Origin of the sequence: Bacillus sp. FSL P4-0290 (assembly GCF_037975435.1) — a bacterium.
GTDB classification, from domain to species: Bacteria; Bacillota; Bacilli; order Bacillales; family Bacillaceae; genus Bacillus; species Bacillus subtilis.
On sequence record NZ_CP150253.1, the window covers coordinates 2,944,381 to 2,964,696 of the forward strand.

Consider the following 20,316-nt stretch of genomic DNA (forward strand, 5'->3'; position numbering starts at 1 on the left):
TCAATCAGATATTTTTGACTCTTCATTCGAATCTAACAATCTCTTGGCGCTTTCATATAAAAAATAAGAGGCTTTGATAATGGCAGTTTCATCAATTGTAAATGCAGGGTGGTGCCAATCATGATCACCGTCTGTTCCAAAAAACGCAAAGGATCCCGGAATATGCTCAAGATAATAAGCAAAATCTTCCCCCGCGGTTGATGGGGCGGGATCAATGACTTGAAGTTTCGCTTTATGTGCAGCGTCTCGCACCAGCCCCGTAATTGCCTCATCATTACAAAGCGGCGGCGGTCCGGAATGCCACTTCACATTTGCCTTTAACGAGAAAGCAGCAGAAATCTGCTCTGTGACTGCCAAAAAACGCTGTTTCACTTGATTACGAACCTCTGAATCAAATGTACGAACAGTGCCCTCAATGACAACTGTATCTGGAATGACATTCCAAGTGCTGCCGCCGTTGATTTTCCCTACGGTTAAAATCGCGCTTTGCAGCGGGTTTACATTTCTGCTTACAATCGTTTGCAGGGCGACGATAAGCTGAGAGGCGCCGACAATTGGATCAAAACCATTATGCGGCAATGCTGCATGAGCTCCTTTCCCTTCTATCTCTACTTTAAATCGGTCAACAGCAGCCATAAGCGGGCCTGTTTTTAACCCTACAGTCCCAACCGCGATATCCGGTTTATTGTGAAGTCCAATAACCGCATCAATGCCATCCAGTTGGCCGTCCTCTATCACTTTTGCAGCGCCTGCACCCGCTTCCTCTGCCGGCTGAAATAATAAACGAACCTTTCCTTTCAGACTGTCTTGATTTTCCTTCAATAAAAAGGCCGCACCAAGAAGCGCTGCCGTATGAAAATCATGACCGCACGCATGCATGATCCCTTTATGTTTAGACGCATAAGGCAATCCTGTTTTTTCTTCAATTGGCAAGGCGTCAATATCAGCCCTCAAAGCAATCGCCGGACCTTCTGACTCCCCTGCTATGTCTGCGAACACACCCGTTTTTAGAGCAGTAGGGCGAATCTGTATCCCCTTTTCTTTAAGGCATTTTTTTATAAAAGCAGTTGTTTCAAATTCTTCTTTTGACAGTTCAGGATATTGGTGCAGGTGCCGGCGAATGCCGATGAGCTGCTTTTCTAGCGTTGAGAGATTTACGGGATTATACTCCCCTTTCAACTTCAGGATGTCATTTCCTGTAGTCTGATATGGATAGGAGCCTTCTATATTTCTCCAATAATCCAAAGACATATGTTCCGCTCCTTTCCCTATCCCAATATATTTTCTTCAGACTCTTCAACATAAGATGAAATAAATCGGTTCAATTTATCAGCAAGACCACCCGCCCCAAATCTTATATACTTGCTGGAAACTTTCGGATTATCCTCTTTCAAAAAGCTTAAAAAAGATAAAATATAAATGCGCCTGTAAGCTACTTGTGTAATTCCGTACTCAAAAAACCAGTTATCAATGACATTGTATACGCCTCGGTTGACGCCATATAGGTTGTTACATTTCTTGTAAAAGCAGAGATCCGGAAGATTTAACTCCTGATGGGAAAGAAGGCTTTCTTTTTTGTTTGGTGCCATAATCCCAATCAGCTCAAAGCGTTTTGCAACGCACGAAATATCCTTTTTAATTTGCTTTGTTAAAGACTCCAAAGAATCAAACCTTCTTTCTTCTCTAATTTTAAAGAGAATGCTGCATTCGATTTTTTCTCCATAAATGTCTCTATGAAAGTCAAACAAAAAAATCTCCAATGTCTTTTCAAGGTTAGAGCCCACCGTCGGTTTCACACCGATATTCATAACCCCTAAATGAAATTGATGATTGACTGTCGCCAGAACCCCATAAACTCCATTACGCAGCCCATGTATTTTTGCATCTACATTTGCCGTGGGGAATCCAAGCTTTCTGCCTAATTGTTTTCCTTTCACAACCGTACCGGCAATGATCGTCAAAAAAGTCAGCCTCCTCTCTCAGCTTCCGCATTCGATCAGACGAAACCTAATGATGTGATGAATGTAAAACGGATTGATGCTGCGGAATGCCAAGACCGAGATTTTCCCGCAATGTCCCGCCGCGATAATCTTGACGATAAAGCCCTCTTTCTTGAAGAATCGGAATCACCTTTTCTACAAAAGCATCAAGTGTTCCCGGTATATCCGACCCAATGATAAACCCATCCGCCGCCTCAGCGTTGAACCAAGTTTCGATTAAGGATGCGACACGCTCTGGTGTTCCGATGAATAGAGTCCGTGGAAAAGCCATTTCCTGTGCTACCTCCCGCAATGTCAGATTTCTGGCTTTTGCTTCTCTCTTAATCCGGTCTGTTGTGCTTTGAAACGCATTCTTTCCCACATCGCCAATATCGGGAAATGGCTCATCCAACGGGTAAACACTCAGATCATAATCATCAAAAAAACGAGCCAAATACGTAACAGCATTTTCAATCGGTATCAATTCTGCAAATTCACGATACTTCTTTTCCGCCTCTTCTTCCGTATCTGCCACAATCGGGCTGATCCCTGGAAAAATCCGCACACTTGAAGGATCACGCCCTTCATCAGCAGCTCGCCTTTTCACATCCGCATAAAACGCTTTTGTCTCTTCTAATGAATTGGAATGGGTAAAAATCGCATCCGCATTTTTGGCGGCAAACTGCCGGCCTGTTTCTGATGAACCCGCTTGAAACACTACAGGCTCTCCCTGTTTAGAACGCCCGATATTCAAGGGCCCCTCTACTTGAAAATACTTTCCTTTGTGATTCAGGCGATGAAGCTTCGCCGGATCGAAAAATTGCCCTGTTTTCTTATTGTGTATAAATGCGTCATGCTCCCAGGAATTCCACAGCCCGCGCACAACATCCAAATGCTCCTGCGCGATTTCGTAACGTTCAGTGTGTTCTGGCAAATTAGACTTACTATGGTTGCGCGCCGCTCCTTCCTGCGGCGAAGTAACCAGATTCCAGCCGGCCCTGCCCCCGCTGATATGGTCCAGCGACATCAATTGTCTGGAGATAGTGAATGGCTCAGTAAAAGATGTAGAAAACGTCCCTACTAAACCAATATTTTTGGTAACCGATGCCAGCGCAGATAAAATGGTGATCGGTTCAAAACGGTTTAAAAAATGAGGAATCGATTTTTCAGAAATAAATAAGCCGTCTGCAATGAAAATAAAACTAAACAAACCTTTTTCAGCTGTTTGCGCCTTTTTCATGTAAAATTCAATATTCGTGCTGGCCGAGGGATCAACATCGGGATGACGCCAGCCGTCAGTTGTTCCCCCGACACCGTGAATCATGGCTCCAAACTGAATAAAATCTGCACGTGTCATCTTTTTGCCTCCTTTATCTGTGCATGATTAGCAAGTGCAAGATCAAGGTGTTCAATGCCGATTTCAGTTATCCCTTGATACTGATTGCCGCGCCCGATTTCGACCACAGGCACATGGCGCACCCCATATTTCACCTGTAAAATATCCCGAAGCTTTTCTTTCTCTGAAACATCGATATTTTGGAACGGGAACCCTTTTTCATTCAAATAATTCTTGACTTCCTCACAATACGAACAGCCTTTTTTACTCCAAACCACAATGTTCACAACATCACTCATTCTTCTGTCCCTCCTTAACGTTTTGCAGCTAAAACTGCATCGCTCAGCAGCTGATAAGACAGCTGTTTTTCTACAGCATTTTTGATAGGTGTAAAAATAACAAAATCATTGATTTTGTATGTGCCTGATAAACGTGTTAATTCTTCTGCCACTTCTTCCTTTGTTCCGGCAATAATCCCGGTTTTTTGCACGATGATGTCATAGGGCTCTGTGACGTTTTCCAGATAGGCCTCAGCCTGTTCGCGGGAACCGACGTTGACCTTACGCCCGTCTTTCAAAACCACTTTTATCGATTCACGCGACACAATATGTTTTTCCGCTTCTTCTTTTGTATGTGCCGCAAAAACAGCGGGGGCAAGATGAAATTCAGCCTCAGATCCTGGCGGGAGATGCGCGTCAAATGCTCGGCGGGCTTCCTTCAGCACTTCCTCTTCACCGTTAATAAAGTAAGCAAAGACAAAAGAGATTCCCAGTTTTGCAGCAGAAATGGCACTCTCTGTGCTTCCTCCCAATAGAAAAATACCCGGCTTCCGATCAACCTGCGGCCTAGGACGCAATGCGGCATAACGGTGGGTATCAGGAAAATCATCCCGAACGAAATGAGTAAGCTCCTCCAGTTTTTCATCAAACTGACGCACCGGTTTTTTATATTCGGCCTGCAGCGCGTCTGTGGACAGCTGAAACCCGCCGGGCGCTTTGCCCACTCCAAGATCTATACGGCCGGGAGCTAACGCTGATAGAAGATGGAATTGCTCCGCTACTTTATAAGAGCTGTAATGCTGCAGCATCACTCCGCCTGATGCTAAACGAATTTTTCTTGTGCTTGCAGCAAGATAGCCTAAAAGAACCTCGGGTGCAGACCCTGCAATCTCATCATTGTTGTGATGTTCGGCCACCCAAAATCGGTGATATCCACATTCTTCAGCCATTTGTGCCAATTTCACTGTATGCTGTAATGTATCAGCTGCTGTCTCCCCTTCACCAATCAAGCTTTGGTCTAAAATACTTAAGCGGATCATATCACCGGCTCCTTTATGTGTTCTTTTGGTTCAAATAAATATTCCGGCGAAACACGGCGGAGAAACTGCCTCGTTCTGTCTTTTTTGGTATGGCGGAAGACTTCCTTCGGGGTTCCTTGTTCAACAATGACTCCTTCATCCATAAAAACAACTTGATCAGAGACCCTTCTTGCAAACTCCATTTCATGTGTAACAACAATCATGGTGGCTCCGGTTTTCACGATTTCCAGCATTACCTCAAGCACTTCACCGACCAGCTCCGGGTCAAGCGCTGCCGTCGGCTCATCGAACAGCAGCACATCAGGATGAATGGCAAGCGCCCTTGCTATCCCTACCCTCTGCTTTTGTCCTCCCGATAACTGACTCGGATAAGCGTTCAATTTATCTTGAAGCCCGACCTTTCTCAGTTCATTTTCCGCTACGGCATACGCGTCTTGTTTTCTCATTTTCCGGGCAATCGTCAAGCCCTCCATGACATTTTCAATCACCGTTTTGTGAGCAAACAGGTGGTATTGCTGAAATACCATTGCCGTCTGTTTTCTGAGCCAGTGAACCTCTTTTTTCGACGGAAAGCTGCAATTAATCACTTTGTCATGTATAGAAATGATCCCTTCGTCTGGACGTTCTAATAAATTCAGGCACCGTAAAAAGGTGGTTTTCCCTGATCCGCTCGGCCCGATAATCGTCACAACTTCTCCCTTGCGTACCGTGAGATTTATCCCTTTTAATACATGGTGGATGCCAAACTGTTTATGGATATTTTTAATCTCAATCATAAAGTGCCTCCTTGAAATCTGGCTGCCTTTCTCTCTAATACTCCATTTACGGATTCTAGGATTAGAGTCAGCACCCAATAGATAATCGCTGCTCCGATAAACGCTTCTAAAAATGCATAATTATCAGAAGCAACGATAGTCGCCGTCCCTGTAATCTCTGGGACAGCCACTATAGCCGCGATAGAGGTGGTATGCAAAAAGCCGATACCCAAATTTGTGAAGTTTGGGATGGAAACCATCAGCGCCTGCGGCAATATTACACGCCGAAAGGTTTGGCTGTATGTCAAGCCGATTGAATAAGCCGCTTCGACCTGTCCGGTATCCATCGCCAGAATGCCCGACCGGATGATTTCTGTGAGATAAGCTCCGGCAGTTAAAGACAAGGCCATGATGACAAACATGGAGACCGGTATCTCATTGGCGGACCAGCCGAGATGAAAAAAACTGCTGACTTGATCTGCAACAGGAGGTATCCCTAAATAAATCAACATAATGTGAAGGATTGCAGGTGTACTTCGAAAGAAAGACACATAAAACCTTGAGCAAGCCACCAAGCCCTTAATTCTAAAAATTCTAACAATTATATTTCCAAGAGCCACGAGAAATCCAAACACAATCGGCAAAACAGCCATCATCAATGTCAGAGGAATGGTCTTTACCATTTCTTTCATGGCGGAAACGATAAATGGAAAGTCAAATTGCAATCTTCTCCCCCCTCATCCGAAGAAATATATCAATGTATGTTCATGTCAAAAACAGTAACAATCCTTGTTTGATTCTTCTTGATTCGTTTTTCTGCCACTCGAAAGAACCATTCGAATAAAACTGCAACAGCATAATAAACAATCGATAGCGCAATGTAAACTTCAAGAGAATGGTTGCTTGAGGTAATCAGTGTTTGGCCCCTTCCGGACATATCCATAACACCTATTGAAAAAGCTAGAGATGTATCTTTTAAAGAACTGATCACCATGTTTCCCATATTCGGAAATGCCTGGACAAGTGCCTGGGGCAGAACGATTCGCCTGAAGGCCTGACTACCGCTTAAGCCAATACTGTACGCCGCTTCCGTTTGGCCTTTATCTACACTGCCCACCCCCGCTCGAATGATTTCTGCGGCTGCCGCTGCATTGCTTAACGCGTAGGTTGCGACAGCAGCATAAAACGGGTCCATTTTTGATGTATCAATCCCGATAAGCCCCGTAAGCGCCGGGATTCCGTAAAACACGATGAAAAGCTGCACCATGATAGGCGTTCCCCTGAAAAATGAGATATACACTTTTGCCAATTGATTTACAATTGGAATATTGTAGATGCGGGGCAGTGCCAGAAAGAGTCCTAATACAAAACCGAAAAGCAAGGACAGTGTTAAAATGTATAATGTAACCGGTAAATAAGCGGTTAACGTCGGCACAAAATCTCCAATCATGTTCATATCAAACGCTTTTTCCATCACTGCTCCCTCTCTTTTCACCTAATACTGCTCTTTGGAATAGTCGTCACCAAGCCATTTTAAACTGAGTTTTTTCAGCGTTCCGTCATCAATGATTTCCTGTAAGGCTTTATCAATATCGTCACTTAACGTTTGTTCATTTTTGTTAAACATAAAATACACTTTGGCATTTGAAAGCACATGACCGACGGTTTTTTCTTTAATAGCGCTCGTCTTGTTTTGAAAGTCTACTGCAAAAGGCGTTGAGATCGTTGCGTCCGCACGCCCCGATTTCAGCTGATTCGCAGTCTCATTTGCGCCTTGGCCCTCATAGGCAATCTCAAACGGCCGTCCATTATCCTCATTCCATTTTTTCAGTACAAGCGCTCCGTTGGAGGTCGCACTCGTAATCACCCGTTTTCCTTTTAAGTCTTCAATTCCACGGATCGTATCGTTATTTTGAAGCACAGTAATTTTTAAAGGAAAATGGTTGTAAGCAACCTTGTTAAACAGAAATTTTTTCTCACGCTCTTTGCTTTTCTCCATTTGATGTGCCACGATATCGACTTTATGCTGTCCGAGGCTGACAAGCAGGTTGGAAAATTCCATCGTTTTAAATGTGAATTTATAATGTGGCAGGCGCTTATCAAGCTCTTTGATCAGTTCGACATCATAACCGGTTAAATCGCCTTTTTCATCAATAAAGCAAATATTCGGAAATTGGGTTCCAGTTCCGACCGTGATCGTCTGTACCTTCTTTTGCCCGGCTCCCGTCGTTTGACTGCCTGCACCGCAAGCTGACAGAACTGTTATAAGCGAAAATAATATTGCCATGAATGCTGCTTTCGTTTTCATCTCATCGCCCCATTTATTTTACAAAACTTGATTTTGAATAATCTGCCCCGAGCCATTTTCGGCTTAGTTTTTTTAGCGTTCCGTTTTTCTCCAGCTTTTTAATCGCTTGATCCGTGTCATCCGCCAAGGTTTGGCTGCCTTTATTAAACATAAAGTACACCTCGGTATCTAATAACACGTCACCGACTGTCTTTTGGCGGAAGGCGTGCGTTTTATTCTGAAAATCGACGGCAAACGGTGTAGCTATCGTTGCATCTGCGCGCCCGGTTTCAATTTGATTGGCGGTGTCATTGCTTCCCTGTCCCGCATATTTCAAATGAATTGGGCTGCCGTGCGTTTTGTTGTACTTTGTAATATAATCTGCCGCATTTGACGTGGCGCCAACTATGACTGTTTTTCCGTGTAAGTCTTTTAATGTATGAATCTTGTGATTATCCTCTTTCACCGTGATGTACATCGGCGAGTAGTTATATGGGACTTTATGATACAAAAAACGCTTTTCTCGTTCTTTATTTTTGGCCATATTGTGCGCAATCACATCAATTTTTTTATTTCCGAGACTCGTCAGCAAATTTGAGAAATCCATCGTTTTAAATTCAAATGTATATTGAGGCAACTCCTTATCGATGGCTTTCATCACTTCAATGTCATACCCGGTCAAATCACCTTTTTCATTTAAAAACGCAATATTCGGAAAATCTGTTCCAGTGCCGACTATGACCGTTTGAGCCTGACGATCTGTTTTGTTATTTGTTTGCGAACATCCCCCGCCAAGTAATGCAAACACTGACAGCAGCAAAACCAATCCTTTCCGCTTATTCATAGGCTGCCTCACATCATGCCCAGCTGGGCGCACCTAAAAGCGTTGGGTTAAATCGTTCCGGAATCAGAACCTTGTGCATCATCACACCTATGTCCCCGTCTTTTTCCTGCTCAAAATACACTTCATACCCTCTCCTTCTGTACATGTCAGCAAGCCAAGGATGCTTGCGCGCCGATGTGCCGAGTGTCAGCGCAGGAGCCTTCAGCATATCTCGAAGCACTTTTTCTTCAACATACGTAAGCAGCTTACTTCCGGCGCCTTGCCCTTTATATTCCGGCAGTGTCGCAAACCACCACACAAATGGATATTTTGAAGGAGGCGTCTCACTCTCCCACGGGAACCTGATTGTAATCGTTGAAATCAGCTTCCCATCCCGCTCCAGCACAATCGCTGAATGATGTTCAATATTTTCTGATACCATTTGGATATCAGCTCTCGTGGATGGCCAATCAATATCCAGCTGCCGAATGGGCTGAAATGCGCTGTTAACCAGTTTCAACAGCTCCGATGCATCTTCAACAGTTGCCAGTCGAAAAATATCATCACTCATTTTTGTCACTCCTCTTCACAAAATATATAATTCCTATTTGTTTACTAAGCTTTTATTGTTTATACTATAAAGCATACTCTGATCTTTGACTAATCAAAAAAAGTAAACCTTCACTTCAGTAATTTTAATGATGAAAAACAGGAGGGAGCACATTGGAGTTACGCTCAATCAAAACGTTTCATACGATTGTAAAATTTGGAAGCTTCTATAAAGCTGCAGAAATACTCAACTACTCGCAGCCGACGATATCGATGCGTATGAAGCAATTGGAGCAAGATTTAGGCGTACTGCTGTTTGAAAGAGGAAAAAGCCTGCAGTTGACAAAAGCAGGGAAGCTTTTTTATGAACGAACAGGAGATCTTTTGATACAATACGAGGCGCTTAAACACAACCTCTCCGACTTAAAGGAAGAAGAAGCAAGCATTATCAACATAGGGGTTTCAGAGCCAACCGCCAGTCTGATATTCCCCGAGATTTTAAAGGATTTCTTAAAGGATTACCCAAAGATAACGGTTAATATCAAGGTTGATGACGCCAATACCTGCAGTCAAAAGCTCTTAGACGGGACGATTGATTTTGCAGTCTGCGGCGAGCCGGAGCTGATTCTTGAAAATTACTACCATCCATTTTTTTATGACACATTAAATGTGATTATATCTGATCAGCATCCGCTCGCTGAGAAGAAGGCTGTCCATTTGTCTGATTTAGCAGAAGAGCGCTTCATATTTACGCCCGCCAATTGCCCCATTCGCTTACAAATTGAACAGCATTTACATAGAGAACTCGGGAATCGCTACAAAAAAATGGAGCTCACAAGCAGCATGTCACATGAATATTACGTACGTGAAAACATCGGAATTTCAATCTTTACCAGCACCGCACATTCTAAACCGTTCAACGGCACTAAAGTTATTCCAATTCTGAACCTGGATATCACTCCGCCCATAGGGCTGTTGACAAATCAAAAAGAAGTTCATTTTGACCGCGCCACGAAGGACTTGATCGCCCGGATAACCAAACGTTTTCAGCAGCGCAGCAAAGAATTGGAAGGAACCTCTGATAAGACCATTACAGGATAACTGAAAAAATAAAAACCACCTCCTGATTCATCAGGAGATGGTTTCACGGTTTAAAGCTCGATCGTCTCACCGACCGACATGACTTTGCCGACTCCGCCCGGCAGGCTGTCAGCGAATGCTTCTGGGTCTTGTTCGATGACCGGGAATGTATTGTAATGCACCGGCACGACCTGTTTTGCGCGCAGCCATTCAGCAGCAAGCTTGGCGTCTTCAGGCCCCATTGTAAAGTTATCGCCAATCGGAAGGAAAGCAAGGTCGATATGATTCAATTCGCCAATGAGTTTCATATCAGAGAAAAGTGCCGTATCGCCCGCGTGGAAAATCGTTTTATCTTCTACAGTCAGCAAAATACCGGCAGGCATGCCTGTGTAAGTGATCGTTTTGTTTTCTTCATCTGTGATGGCTGATCCATGAAAGGCCTGTGTGAGCTTCACTTTTCCAAAATCGAACTGGCGGGAGCCGCCGATGTGCATTGGATGAACATTCAAGCCTTTCCAGCCTAAGTACACAGCGAGCTCGTTCGGGGCTATAACCAGCGCGTTATTTTGCTTGGCGATTTGTTCAGTATCACCGACATGGTCATTGTGGCCGTGCGTTAGTAAGATGACATCCGCTTTTACATCCTCCGGCTTTATATCCGTTAATGAATTCCCTGTTAAAAACGGATCAAAAATAATATGATGGTCCTTCGTTTCCACTGTGATTACAGAATGTCCGTGATATGTCACTTTCATTTCTTTCACCTCGTCACATGATTTTGTTTTTTTATTTTCCCTTTTTAAAAAGCTGAAAAACTTATGTTGTTTGATTCTTGTTAATGACATTGAGGCCTCCGGTGGCTTCAATGACAGTCCCTGTCACAAGGTCTGAGTTCTCCTCACACAGGAAAGCGATAATCCGGGCGATATCCTCGCCTGTACCGGATCTTCCTATCGGCGTTTTTTCTTTGCCGATTCGCATTCTGGCTTCCTCTATCGATGCTTCTTTCATGTCGCCGACAATGTCTCCCGGGCAAACCATGTTGGCGGTTATGCCGAATTCGGCTTCTTCAATGGCAATTGTCTTCGTCAAAGAAGCCAAGCCCACTTTCGCAGCGCCAAATGCCGATCGGTGAAGCCAGCCGGGCGCGTGAGCCGCACCTTGGAATCCGTACGTAATGATGCGTCCAAATTGCTGTTTTCTCATAATAGGAATAACCGCTTTGAATAAATGAAAGACGGCGCTTAAATTTCCTTCCAGCATGCCATACCATTCATCATCAGTATAATCGGCTAACTTTTTACGTTCAAATATGTATGGTCCCGCGTTGTTAATCAAAAAGTCGATCCTTCCGAAGCGGTTTAAGGCAGCCTCTGCAATACGCAGCAGATCTTCTTTTTTGGTGACATCACCTTTTACAAATTGCAGCCGGTCAAGACAATCGGGACAGGCTTCCTTCAGGCGGCTGACTGCCTCCTCATCCTGTCTGTAATTGACTGTTACTGAATACCCCTTTGCAAGCAACGTTTCAGTCACTTTGCGGCCTAAACCCTTCGAACCGGCAGTAATTAAAGCATGTCGCACATGAATACCTCCCAAAGCAACGTCGCCGCTTTCAATAAAGTGTTTCTTCTTCTACTTTACTATAAAAGGCTTGCAATATCACTTTTTACACTTTGGCATACAAAAAAAGCTGCCTGTACAGACAGCTTATTCTGCAGGAGATGAAGACTCCTGATCAGGCATATCGACATAACCGCTTTGATATGCTTCTGAAATGAGCCTTGTTGTCTCCTGGCTTTCTTGTTCATCATAAATATAGCGTTCCGGTTCTTTTTTCATCATTCTGCCTCCCATCATTATAGAGGTAGGTTGGCTATAATGACGGGATTTTATGAAGGAAATTTTAACAAACTCCTGCTGCCACGCAAGCTTTCGCTTTTTCAAGCGCCTGTTCCACCTGTTTGAATCCGGTGCCCCCGGCGCTCATTCTTTTTTCAACTGCGTAGTAAGGGTCTAACACAGTGTAAATATCTTCTTCAAATAGTGTGCTCGCCTGCTGAAACTCGCCAAACGGCATATCGCTTAAATAGATCCCTCTTTCGATGCATGTGTACACAAGTTTCCCGACCACTTCATGCGCTTCTCTGAACGGCATTCCTTTTTTAGCTAAATAATCGGCCAGTTCCGTCGCGTTTGAAAAGTCTTGTTTTGTTGCTTGCTTCATGACGTCTTTGTTTACAGTCATTGTTTGGATCATGCCTGTGAAGATTTGCAGGCTGCCCTCCACCGTTTTCACCGTGTCAAACATGCCCTCTTTGTCTTCCTGCAGATCTTTGTTGTAAGCGAGCGGAAGTCCTTTCATGATCGTAAACAGCCCCATCATATCGCCGTATACGCGTCCTGTTTTGCCGCGGATCAGCTCCGCCATATCAGGGTTTTTCTTTTGCGGCATCATGCTGCTTCCTGTTGCGTACGTATCGTCAAGCTCGATGAATTTAAACTCCTGCGAGCACCATAAAATGATTTCTTCAGAGAAACGGGATAGGTGCATCATCAGCATACTGCTGTTGCTTAAAAACTCCAAAATGAAGTCTCTGTCGCTGACGCCGTCCAAGCTGTTTTCATAAATGGCATCAAAGCCGAGCAGTTCCGCTGAATAATCACGGTCAATTGGGAAGGTTGTTCCCGCGAGCGCCCCGCAGCCGAGCGGAGATTTGTTAATCCGCTTCATTGAATCCTGAAAACGCTCCTTGTCGCGCTCAAGCATCCAGAAATACGCAAGCAGATGGTGAGCGAATGAAATCGGCTGGGCGCGCTGCAAATGTGTGTAGCCCGGCAGAATCGTTTCAACGTTCGCTTCCGCCTTTTCAATCAGCGCACTTTGGAATGCCTCAATCAGCTCGATGATGTGGCCGACATGATTCTTCAAGTATAAATGCATGTCAGTCGCCACCTGGTCATTCCGGCTTCTGCCGGTATGCAGCTTGCCGCCAAGAGGACCGATTTCGTCAATGAGCATTTTCTCAATGTTCAAATGAATATCCTCATAATCGACTGAGAATTCCAATGCTCCCTCCTCTGCTTTTTGCAAAAGGGTATTCAGGCCCTCTCGGATTTTCAACTCTTCTTCTGCTGTCAGAATACCGCATTTTTTCAGCATGGCAGCATGTGCGAGAGACCCTGTAATGTCTTCAGCAACTAAATTTTGGTCAAATGATATGGACGCGCCGAACTCGTCGACCCATTTTTCCGGTGTTTTTTGAAATCGGCCTCCCCAAAGCTTCTTCATGCTTTAATCTGCTCCTTCTTTTTCACGATGCTGTTCACTTTTGTCGGAAGTCCCCAAAGCTCGATAAATCCGATTGCTGCATGGTGATCAAATGCATCGTCTTTTGTATATGTTGCAAGTTTTTCATCATATAGAGAGTATTCCGATTTACGTCCTTCTACAATTGCATGGCCTTTAAACAGCTTCACGCGGACAATGCCTGTGACATGCTTTTGCGTTTCTTTTAAGAAAGCGTGCAGCGCGTCTTTTAACGGTGAGAACCATAAGCCGTTGTAAATGATTTCTGACATTTTTTGCTCGATGATCGGTTTAAAGTGGGCTACCTCTTTCACCAGTGTCAAATCTTCTAATTCTTTATGCGCTTTGATCAGTGTCATCGCACCAGGGCATTCGTATACTTCCCGGGATTTAATGCCGACGAGGCGGTTTTCCACGTGGTCGATACGTCCGACACCGTGCGCGCCCGCCATTTCATTCAGCTTCAAGATCAGCTCAGAAAGCGAGTAGGAAACACCGTCAATGGAGACAGGCACGCCCTGTTCAAATGCAATTTCAATCACTTCCGGCGTGTCCGGCGTTTTTTCCAGCGGAGCTGTTAAATCGTATGCACCTTCTGGCGGCGCCGCCCATGGATCTTCTAAAATGCCGCACTCATTGGCGCGTCCCCAGAGGTTTTGGTCGATAGAATACGGGCTGTCAAGATTGATCGGAATCGGAATGCCGCGGCTAGCCGCATATTCAATTTCTTCTTCACGTGACCACTGCCATTCGCGAACCGGCGCGATGACTTCTAGGTCAGGGTTTAATGATTTAATGGAGACTTCGAAACGAACCTGGTCATTTCCTTTCCCTGTGCATCCGTGGGCAATCGCCTGTGCATCTTCTTTTTCCGCAATTTCAACCAGTTTTTTCGCGATCAGCGGTCGAGATAATGCCGAAACAAGCGGGTATTTTCCTTCATACATTGTGTGGGCCTGCAAAGAGATAAGCGCGTAATCCTGTGCAAATTCTTCTTTTGCATCGATCACGTAGGAGTTTGTCGCGCCGACTTCAAGCGCTTTCTGCTGAACAAATGCCAAATCTTTGCCCTCACCGACATCCAGGCAGCAGGCGATTACATTATATCCTTGCTCCTGAAGCCATTTTATTGCGACGGAAGTATCAAGACCTCCTGAGTATGCTAATACGACTTTTTTCTGTTCTGACATGATAAAAATCCCCTCTCAACCGTGTTTCTATTTTGTATAAAAATAAATTATATTTAATAAAAATACATTTTGTATGTATACACTTTAACAAGTACGTTTCGTTTTTTCAAGCCTTTTATAAAAAAAACTTCACCTAAATTTCAGGTGAAGTTTCATAGTATTTATTCATTTACTTGTCTTTTCTGATTTCTCTGACCACATGCGCAAGTTCGGGAATAATCAGCTTATTCATTGCCAGCTTTACTGCGCCGCTTGAGCCTGGCGTTGAGAAAACAGCGGTATGCTGAATGACGCCGGCAGTTGCTCTCGACATGATTGCGGCAGAGCCGATATCCTCTGTATAACTCAGCATCCTGAATATTTCTCCAAAGCCGGGCAGTTCTTTCGAAAACAGCGGCGTTATGGCTTCAATTGTGACATCCCGATCTGCTATGCCTGTCCCTCCGTTTAAGAGTACCGCGTCTGTCTGTTCATCCATGCAGCCCGCAAGCACTGACCGTTGCAAAGCATCCTTTTCGTCTTTTACAATTTCATATGCGGCAATATGATGACCGGCTTCTTCTAAAAATGAGATCATCAGCTTGCCGCTTTTATCGGTTTCATCTGTCCTCGTGTCACTGACAGTAATCACTTTGCACCGAACGATATCGGGAGCTTCTTGTTTATGCTCTTGAACGCTCATTGGCCCACCTCTTTTATGTTTTCTGTCTGTCACTATCATGCATCAACAAAAAAGCACATTCAAGAGAATGTGCTTTCATGCGATTTATTTTGCTAAACGAACAACGTCGCGCGCAATCATGACTTCTTCATCAGTCGGGATGATCATGACTTTTACTGGAGAATGCGGATAGCTGATGAAAGCTTCCTCGCCGCGCACGTTATTAAGCGCAGGGTCCCAGTATACGCCCATGAATTCTAAACCGCGAAGAACGCGTTCTCTGACTTCCACACTGTTTTCACCGATACCGGCAGTAAAGATGATCGCATCTACACCGCTCATTCTTGCAGCGTAAGAACCGATGTATTTGTGGATTCTGCTTGCGAATACTTCAAGAGCCGTTTCCGCGCGCTCATTTCCTTCTTTCGTAGCTTCAACGATGTCACGAAGATCGCTTGAGAAACCGGAAATGCCGAGCAGTCCGCTTTTTTTGTTTAATGTATTCAGTACTTCGTCAGCCGTTTGGCCTGTTTTCTCCATGATGTATGGGATCAGGGCAGGGTCGATGTTTCCAGAGCGTGTGCCCATTGCTACACCGGCAAGCGGCGTAAAGCCCATGGATGTGTCAATAGATTTTCCGCCTTCAACAGCGGCAATACTTGCTCCGTTTCCAAGGTGGCAGGAAATCAGGCGCAAGTCTTTTAACGGACGGCCGAGAAGCTCTGCCGCACGCTCAGTTACATATTTATGTGAAGTGCCGTGGAAGCCGTATTTACGGATGCCGAATTTTTCATAGTATTCATACGGCAAGCTGTAAAGGTAAGACTGCTCAGGCATTGTTTGGTGGAATGCTGTATCAAATACAGCTACCGCAGGAACATTTGGAAGCACTTCTTTGAACGCTTTAATTCCAACGATATTTGCCGGATTGTGAAGCGGTGCCAATTCAGAAATATCTTCGATTTCCTTAATGGTTTCATCCGTTAATAAAACAGAATCGCTGAATTTTTCTCCGCCGTGAACGACACGATGGCCAATTCCGTCAATTTCATTCAAGTCTTTAATAATGCCGAATTCCGTTAACTTATTCAGCAGCATTTTAACAGCTACCGCATGATCTGGAATATCAGTTACTTCTGTATTTTTTTCGCCGTTCACAGAAATTGTGAATACGCTGTCGGCGATACCGATTCGTTCAACTAAACCCTTCGTTAAAACGGTTTCTGAAGGCATTTCGAAAAGCTGAAATTTCAAAGACGAGCTTCCTGCGTTAATTGCAATAATTTTGGACATGATTGACGCTCCTTTATACTCTGTATCAACAACTTCGTTTTTCGTACTTTTTTCCCGGTGAATATCAACATCTTCTCCGAAAAATATCTGACTTTTCCATTTAAACATTGTCATGTCGGCTTTTCAAGTCAACTTGCGTATTGATAACGCTTACAATAAGAAGTCGTTATTTTCAGACACATTCACTATAGGTTTTGTATTGATGAACGCTTACAATTTGCGGTTTTTCCCTCTGTATTTTGTGTTTCAAAGCTGGATTCAATTCGTCAAGTCCGGTCTTCAAAAGCATAAATAAAAGCAGCTTAGGCATCGACCTCATACGGCTGCCTAAGCTGCTTTTAAAACACTTACTTTTCTTTTTTAAACCATTCATCAAATTGAGCCATCATATCAAGCATCGCCTTTTGATTGGAGAAAGACGGAAGATTCGCAAGCAGAATTTGCCCCGGCGCTTTCGTATTCTCTCCTTGTTTCTGAAGCACAAGGATGCTTTTGGCATGAGCTTCGTCTTTAAAAATAGATTTTGGCAGCTGCAACAGTGCGTTGATATGAACCTTATCTTTGAAAAACTGTTTCAGCTTGCCGCTTTGGGAGCTCTCAAACAAATGATTCGGAATCATAAAAAATAAGTAGCCGCCCGGTTTGGTATGCTTGACGCTCTGTTCAATAAACAGATGATGAGCGAAGGAATGGCCTTCGTCAGCTTTGAGCTCAAACGCTTCTGCTCCTTCGTCATTCGGATAATAGCCGACTGGCAGATCACAAATGACCGTGTCAACTGGATCGATAAACAACGGCTCAAGGCTGTCCTGGTGGAAAAGCTCAAGCTCTTTTTTCAGAAGGTTCGCTTGGGCATAGGCGATCTTCAAGAGCACATCATCAATTTCAATGCCAAAGCTGTTTGCCGTTTTTTCAGACAGCTGGTTCAGCACGGTAAACAGAAGGTTCCCAGTTCCCAGGGCTGGATCAAGAATGGTCAGTTCCTTTTTGTCCGCCATAAATTTATTCACCAAATAGCTGATGAAAAGCCCGATCGTATCCGGCGTCATTTGTCTGTTTGGATGCGAGATATCTTTCATTCCTTTAAGGACGGCAAGCTGAAAAGCCTTGCGTACCCACTCATGCTCATACGTGCCGAATTCCGCTTTTTCAAGCAGAGCCTGAAGTTGTTTGGTTTTCTGATCAGCAGGCAGTTTCAGCTGATCCGTTTTTTCAAGAAAATACATTTCTCCTGCTTCGGCCAGCGCCTCTATATATGAAATCTGCAATTCATTCTTTATCATAATCGCGGCTTCGTTTAACAGCTCATACACCGCACCTACATGGTCTTTTTGCATATTGTGTTCCTCCTTGCCATGAAAAAAGCTCCGGCGGCAGCCTGGAGCTTTTTTCCCTGCTTACTTTACTAATGCCTTAGCAGCCTCAATTGGCTTTTCATAGTTCGGGTGGTTTGTTGCTTCGCTTACATATTCAGCGTAAACGACTTTTCCGTTCTCATCAAGGACAAATACGGAACGCGCAAGCAGACGAAGTTCTTTAATATACACACCGAACGCTTCGCCAAATGACATATCTCTGTGGTCAGACAGTGTTTCCACTTTGTCAATTCCGTTAGCGCCGCACCAGCGCGCTTGCGCGAATGGAAGGTCTGCACTGATTGTGTAGACGTTGACATCTCCAAGCTTTGCAGCTTCTTCGTTAAAACGGCGTGTTTGTGCATCACAAACACCTGTATCAATTGAAGGGATAACAGAAATAATCGTTACCTTTCCTTTCATGTCAGCTAACGATTTTTCTTCAAGGCTGTTAGTCAGCACTGTGAAATCAGGAGCTTGATCTCCTACCTTCACTTCTTGTCCGACAAGTGTAACCGGACCGCCTTTGAATGTAATTTCAGCCATTATAATTCCTCCCTTTTGTATGTATGTCTCTATCATAGTAAAGTTTCCTGCAAACTGCAAAGTTTATGCCAAAAAAAAGTTAACTGCGGCCAGCGCAGTTAACCTTTTTTTAATAATTCATATTGTTCATTTGGTTTTGATTTTGGCCTTGGCTTTGGTTTTTGTTATTTTTCTTGAACATTTGCTGGATGCGCTCGAGTGTTTGAGGGGCTGCGTCTAAAATTTTCTCTATTAAATGGGTATTTTCATCTAAATGAAGCATTCTGATGCCTGTCGATCCGACAATTAAAAACGCGATCGGCGTAATGGACACACCGCCCCCGCTTCCGCCTCCGAAAGGAAGTTTCTGTTCTCTTGTCTCATCGTCTTCCGATTTCTTTTCGGCCGGCTTTCCGCCAAACTCGCTTCCGCCTGCGGCGAATCCGAATCCAACTTTAGAAACAGTTAAAATCACACTTCCATCAGGCGTTTCCACTGGATCTCCGATGATGGTGTTAACATCAATCATTTCCTTCAAGTTTTCCATTGCGGTTTTCATTAAACCTTGGATGGGATGGTCTGCCATATACGCTTCCTCCTTAAACTGATGAATCATTCTTTGAAGTCATTCTAGCCGACGGATTCTTCTTTAATACGGATAGCTCCCGTCCGTATTTGACGAATTTGAAAGCTGCAAGCATAGCATGTCCAAAGCGAAAAAAGAATATACACTGAAAATGGGTCTTGGAAACAGGGACTTGAAACGACGGGATCACCTCATAGACAGGTTTATTCACAAAGTCCAGGTGGTCGTAGAGCATTGCTGCGATACCGCCCTTCACGCCCCATACAGCACCGGTTAACACACCTGTCACTGCCGCGTCCTGAATTCCGATTACTGTAACCCATTCTAGTTTTGTGATATGTAAATGCGCGAGAAAAGACGCGCTGATTTTCCGCAGTCTGGTGACCTGATGCAAAAGCATTTCGATTTTATTAATGCTTTGCTGCACATCGTTTTGTGTAATTTTTTTCTTTCCGCTGCTTTTTTTCATTTTGGATTCAGTTTTTTGTTTGATATCCACTGTTCCGTCTTCTTTGTTCACCTTAATCGCCGGGATTGTTTTTTTGATCCTTATAAGGCCAAACAGCGCCGTAATCTTCAAGGTCAATTTGTCATTATCATCGGCATGAAGATACTCCAGCGCGACATGGATTTTCATTCTGAGAAGCAGTACGATCCCTATGAGAATAAGAATGGCTGTCAGTACATACACCATATTCTTCACTTCCTCTAGGAGCATTATCGCCAATTCCTAAAAAAATAAACCCGGACGGAAGTCCGGGTTATCGGTTATTTGCGGTATAATTTTTCATGCACCACGGTGGTATCCGCGATGTAATCATGAATCCCTTGTTTTGTAGGTGAAAAGGCAACAACGATATATAAAATCCAAATCTTATCAATATACCGTCCAACCACTTCACGAAAAATCACTGTACTCCATGTCAGCTTGCTATCTTGCTTCACAGAAACCACTTTGAGGCCGAACACCATTTTACCAAGCGTCTGCCTGAAGTATTTTGTCATGAGTGCGAAATAGGCAAGATACACAATAAGCGTTGTCACACTGTAGGCCGAGAAGGTAAACATGCCGGATGTTTTCGGCAGATCCAATACGGTAAAGAGGGGAGAAACGAGCAAATGGTTTAATCCCCATATCACGAGCCAATCAAGCAGGAAAGCCCAGAAACGAACCCAAAAGCCAGCATAGGCATGTGTCAGCAGCTCCGCTTCTTGCGGGCCTTTGATGTCATTGCGCTCTAACTCTTCATATGTCGCGTCCATTATTGT

Annotated in this window: 25 protein-coding genes; 1 reads left to right on the forward strand and 24 read right to left on the reverse strand. The window is 44.2% G+C overall.

Annotation, left to right across the window (positions count from 1 at the left end; translation table 11 throughout):
• From sndA to snaA, 11 genes are read right to left on the reverse strand one after another with little or no spacing between them, the layout of a single operon-like run.
• Complete coding sequence (gene sndA, locus MKY10_RS15475; protein ID WP_015251471.1) at positions 1–1,251, reverse strand: S-alkyl-N-acetyl-metabolite deacetylase SndA; 1,251 nt, start codon at positions 1,249–1,251, stop codon at positions 1–3.
• Between the two features lie 17 nt (positions 1,252–1,268).
• Positions 1,269–1,961 carry an RNA-binding riboflavin kinase RibR gene (gene ribR / locus MKY10_RS15480; RefSeq protein ID WP_003229393.1) on the reverse strand — a complete coding sequence of 231 codons (693 nt, stop codon included), beginning with the start codon at positions 1,959–1,961 and terminating at the stop codon, positions 1,269–1,271.
• Positions 1,962–2,007: 46 nt separating this feature from the next.
• A complete protein-coding gene (locus MKY10_RS15485; RefSeq protein ID WP_015251470.1) occupies positions 2,008–3,336 on the reverse strand; it encodes an LLM class flavin-dependent oxidoreductase in 1,329 nt (442 codons plus the stop codon).
• Positions 3,333–3,614 (reverse strand): glutaredoxin family protein, encoded by a 282-nt coding sequence (locus MKY10_RS15490; RefSeq protein ID WP_004399148.1) that lies wholly within the window; start codon positions 3,612–3,614, stop codon positions 3,333–3,335. Before MKY10_RS15490 ends, MKY10_RS15485 begins: the two co-directional genes overlap by 4 nt.
• Before the next feature lie 14 nt (positions 3,615–3,628).
• A complete protein-coding gene (locus MKY10_RS15495; protein ID WP_004398798.1) occupies positions 3,629–4,633 on the reverse strand; it encodes an LLM class flavin-dependent oxidoreductase in 1,005 nt (334 codons plus the stop codon).
• Positions 4,630–5,409, reverse strand: coding sequence for a sulfur-containing amino-acid ABC transporter ATP-binding protein TcyN (tcyN, locus tag MKY10_RS15500; RefSeq protein WP_015251469.1), 780 nt, complete (start codon positions 5,407–5,409; stop codon positions 4,630–4,632). The genes MKY10_RS15495 and tcyN overlap by 4 nt, the downstream gene beginning before the upstream one ends.
• Complete coding sequence (gene tcyM, locus MKY10_RS15505; RefSeq protein WP_019712895.1) at positions 5,406–6,113, reverse strand: sulfur-containing amino acid ABC transporter permease TcyM; 708 nt, start codon at positions 6,111–6,113, stop codon at positions 5,406–5,408. The genes tcyN and tcyM overlap by 4 nt, the downstream gene beginning before the upstream one ends.
• A 29-nt stretch (positions 6,114–6,142) precedes the next feature.
• The gene (gene tcyL / locus MKY10_RS15510) at positions 6,143–6,862 is read right to left on the reverse strand and encodes a sulfur-containing amino acid ABC transporter permease TcyL (RefSeq protein ID WP_004399112.1); all 720 of its coding nucleotides are present in this window, start codon (positions 6,860–6,862) and stop codon (positions 6,143–6,145) included.
• Positions 6,863–6,883: 21 nt separating this feature from the next.
• Positions 6,884–7,696: a sulfur-containing amino acid ABC transporter substrate-binding protein TcyK gene (gene tcyK / locus MKY10_RS15515; protein WP_029726404.1), complete on the reverse strand. Its 813-nt coding sequence runs from the start codon at positions 7,694–7,696 to the stop codon at positions 6,884–6,886.
• A gap of 13 nt (positions 7,697–7,709) precedes the next feature.
• Positions 7,710–8,519, reverse strand: a complete 810-nt coding sequence (tcyJ, locus tag MKY10_RS15520) for a sulfur-containing amino acid ABC transporter substrate-binding protein TcyJ (RefSeq protein ID WP_029726405.1) — start codon at positions 8,517–8,519, stop codon at positions 7,710–7,712.
• Between the two features lie 13 nt (positions 8,520–8,532).
• Positions 8,533–9,069 (reverse strand): N-acetyltransferase SnaA, encoded by a 537-nt coding sequence (snaA, locus tag MKY10_RS15525; RefSeq protein ID WP_003245971.1) that lies wholly within the window; start codon positions 9,067–9,069, stop codon positions 8,533–8,535.
• Between the two features lie 152 nt (positions 9,070–9,221).
• Here snaA and ytlI point away from each other — a divergent pair, with 152 nt between their 5' ends.
• On the forward strand, positions 9,222–10,148 hold the full coding sequence (ytlI, locus tag MKY10_RS15530) for a LysR family transcriptional regulator YtlI (protein ID WP_029726406.1): 927 nt from the start codon (positions 9,222–9,224) through the stop codon (positions 10,146–10,148).
• A 50-nt stretch (positions 10,149–10,198) separates the two neighbouring features.
• Here ytlI and MKY10_RS15535 read toward each other — a convergent pair whose 3' ends face one another.
• The 13 genes from MKY10_RS15535 to MKY10_RS15595 all read right to left on the reverse strand — a co-directional run bounded on the left by MKY10_RS15535 (position 10,199) and on the right by MKY10_RS15595 (position 20,310).
• Entirely contained in the window at positions 10,199–10,882 is a 684-nt protein-coding gene (locus tag MKY10_RS15535) for a metal-dependent hydrolase (protein WP_003245964.1), read from the reverse strand.
• A gap of 61 nt (positions 10,883–10,943) precedes the next feature.
• Positions 10,944–11,711 carry an SDR family oxidoreductase gene (locus MKY10_RS15540; protein ID WP_004398521.1) on the reverse strand — a complete coding sequence of 256 codons (768 nt, stop codon included), beginning with the start codon at positions 11,709–11,711 and terminating at the stop codon, positions 10,944–10,946.
• Between the two features lie 126 nt (positions 11,712–11,837).
• Complete coding sequence (locus MKY10_RS15545; RefSeq protein WP_009967976.1) at positions 11,838–11,969, reverse strand: hypothetical protein; 132 nt, start codon at positions 11,967–11,969, stop codon at positions 11,838–11,840.
• A 64-nt stretch (positions 11,970–12,033) separates the two neighbouring features.
• The gene (gene argH / locus MKY10_RS15550) at positions 12,034–13,419 is read right to left on the reverse strand and encodes an argininosuccinate lyase (protein WP_003246018.1); all 1,386 of its coding nucleotides are present in this window, start codon (positions 13,417–13,419) and stop codon (positions 12,034–12,036) included.
• Positions 13,416–14,627: an argininosuccinate synthase gene (locus MKY10_RS15555; protein ID WP_003229357.1), complete on the reverse strand. Its 1,212-nt coding sequence runs from the start codon at positions 14,625–14,627 to the stop codon at positions 13,416–13,418. Before MKY10_RS15555 ends, argH begins: the two co-directional genes overlap by 4 nt.
• A gap of 169 nt (positions 14,628–14,796) precedes the next feature.
• Complete coding sequence (locus MKY10_RS15560; RefSeq protein ID WP_004398479.1) at positions 14,797–15,309, reverse strand: molybdenum cofactor biosynthesis protein B; 513 nt, start codon at positions 15,307–15,309, stop codon at positions 14,797–14,799.
• Positions 15,310–15,393: 84 nt separating this feature from the next.
• Positions 15,394–16,581 (reverse strand): acetate kinase, encoded by a 1,188-nt coding sequence (locus MKY10_RS15565; protein ID WP_003223511.1) that lies wholly within the window; start codon positions 16,579–16,581, stop codon positions 15,394–15,396.
• Positions 16,582–16,753: 172 nt separating this feature from the next.
• Positions 16,754–16,957: a hypothetical protein gene (locus MKY10_RS15570; protein WP_128484059.1), complete on the reverse strand. Its 204-nt coding sequence runs from the start codon at positions 16,955–16,957 to the stop codon at positions 16,754–16,756.
• Positions 16,929–17,918: an N-6 DNA methylase gene (locus MKY10_RS15575; RefSeq protein WP_003229346.1), complete on the reverse strand. Its 990-nt coding sequence runs from the start codon at positions 17,916–17,918 to the stop codon at positions 16,929–16,931. The genes MKY10_RS15570 and MKY10_RS15575 overlap by 29 nt, the downstream gene beginning before the upstream one ends.
• A gap of 60 nt (positions 17,919–17,978) precedes the next feature.
• Positions 17,979–18,482 carry a thiol peroxidase gene (tpx, locus tag MKY10_RS15580; RefSeq protein ID WP_003223506.1) on the reverse strand — a complete coding sequence of 168 codons (504 nt, stop codon included), beginning with the start codon at positions 18,480–18,482 and terminating at the stop codon, positions 17,979–17,981.
• Positions 18,483–18,591: 109 nt separating this feature from the next.
• Entirely contained in the window at positions 18,592–19,047 is a 456-nt protein-coding gene (ytfJ, locus tag MKY10_RS15585; protein WP_004398631.1) for a GerW family sporulation protein, read from the reverse strand.
• Positions 19,048–19,060: 13 nt separating this feature from the next.
• Positions 19,061–19,741: a DUF2953 domain-containing protein gene (locus MKY10_RS15590; RefSeq protein ID WP_004399127.1), complete on the reverse strand. Its 681-nt coding sequence runs from the start codon at positions 19,739–19,741 to the stop codon at positions 19,061–19,063.
• 74 nt (positions 19,742–19,815) lie between these two features.
• Entirely contained in the window at positions 19,816–20,310 is a 495-nt protein-coding gene (locus tag MKY10_RS15595; protein ID WP_003229340.1) for an RDD family protein, read from the reverse strand.
• Between the last annotated feature and the right edge of the window lie 6 nt (positions 20,311–20,316).

Coding starts and splice junctions, on each gene's coding strand:
- tcyJ (WP_029726405.1), bottom strand. CDS start 8,519: ATGAATAAGCGGAAAGGATTGGTTTTGCTGCTGTCAGTGTTTGCATTA.
- MKY10_RS15490 (WP_004399148.1), bottom strand. CDS start 3,614: ATGAGTGATGTTGTGAACATTGTGGTTTGGAGTAAAAAAGGCTGTTCG.
- MKY10_RS15575 (WP_003229346.1), bottom strand. CDS start 17,918: ATGCAAAAAGACCATGTAGGTGCGGTGTATGAGCTGTTAAACGAAGCC.
- sndA (WP_015251471.1), bottom strand. CDS start 1,251: ATGTCTTTGGATTATTGGAGAAATATAGAAGGCTCCTATCCATATCAG.
- MKY10_RS15595 (WP_003229340.1), bottom strand. CDS start 20,310: ATGGACGCGACATATGAAGAGTTAGAGCGCAATGACATCAAAGGCCCG.
- MKY10_RS15590 (WP_004399127.1), bottom strand. CDS start 19,741: ATGGTGTATGTACTGACAGCCATTCTTATTCTCATAGGGATCGTACTG.
- tcyL (WP_004399112.1), bottom strand. CDS start 6,862: ATGGAAAAAGCGTTTGATATGAACATGATTGGAGATTTTGTGCCGACG.
- MKY10_RS15545 (WP_009967976.1), bottom strand. CDS start 11,969: ATGAAAAAAGAACCGGAACGCTATATTTATGATGAACAAGAAAGCCAG.
- argH (WP_003246018.1), bottom strand. CDS start 13,419: ATGAAGAAGCTTTGGGGAGGCCGATTTCAAAAAACACCGGAAAAATGG.
- MKY10_RS15495 (WP_004398798.1), bottom strand. CDS start 4,633: ATGATCCGCTTAAGTATTTTAGACCAAAGCTTGATTGGTGAAGGGGAG.
- snaA (WP_003245971.1), bottom strand. CDS start 9,069: ATGAGTGATGATATTTTTCGACTGGCAACTGTTGAAGATGCATCGGAG.
- MKY10_RS15535 (WP_003245964.1), bottom strand. CDS start 10,882: ATGAAAGTGACATATCACGGACATTCTGTAATCACAGTGGAAACGAAG.
- MKY10_RS15560 (WP_004398479.1), bottom strand. CDS start 15,309: ATGAGCGTTCAAGAGCATAAACAAGAAGCTCCCGATATCGTTCGGTGC.
- MKY10_RS15565 (WP_003223511.1), bottom strand. CDS start 16,581: ATGTCCAAAATTATTGCAATTAACGCAGGAAGCTCGTCTTTGAAATTT.
- MKY10_RS15555 (WP_003229357.1), bottom strand. CDS start 14,627: ATGTCAGAACAGAAAAAAGTCGTATTAGCATACTCAGGAGGTCTTGAT.
- tcyN (WP_015251469.1), bottom strand. CDS start 5,409: ATGATTGAGATTAAAAATATCCATAAACAGTTTGGCATCCACCATGTA.
- ytfJ (WP_004398631.1), bottom strand. CDS start 19,047: ATGGCAGACCATCCCATCCAAGGTTTAATGAAAACCGCAATGGAAAAC.
- MKY10_RS15485 (WP_015251470.1), bottom strand. CDS start 3,336: ATGACACGTGCAGATTTTATTCAGTTTGGAGCCATGATTCACGGTGTC.
- tpx (WP_003223506.1), bottom strand. CDS start 18,482: ATGGCTGAAATTACATTCAAAGGCGGTCCGGTTACACTTGTCGGACAA.
- tcyK (WP_029726404.1), bottom strand. CDS start 7,696: ATGAAAACGAAAGCAGCATTCATGGCAATATTATTTTCGCTTATAACA.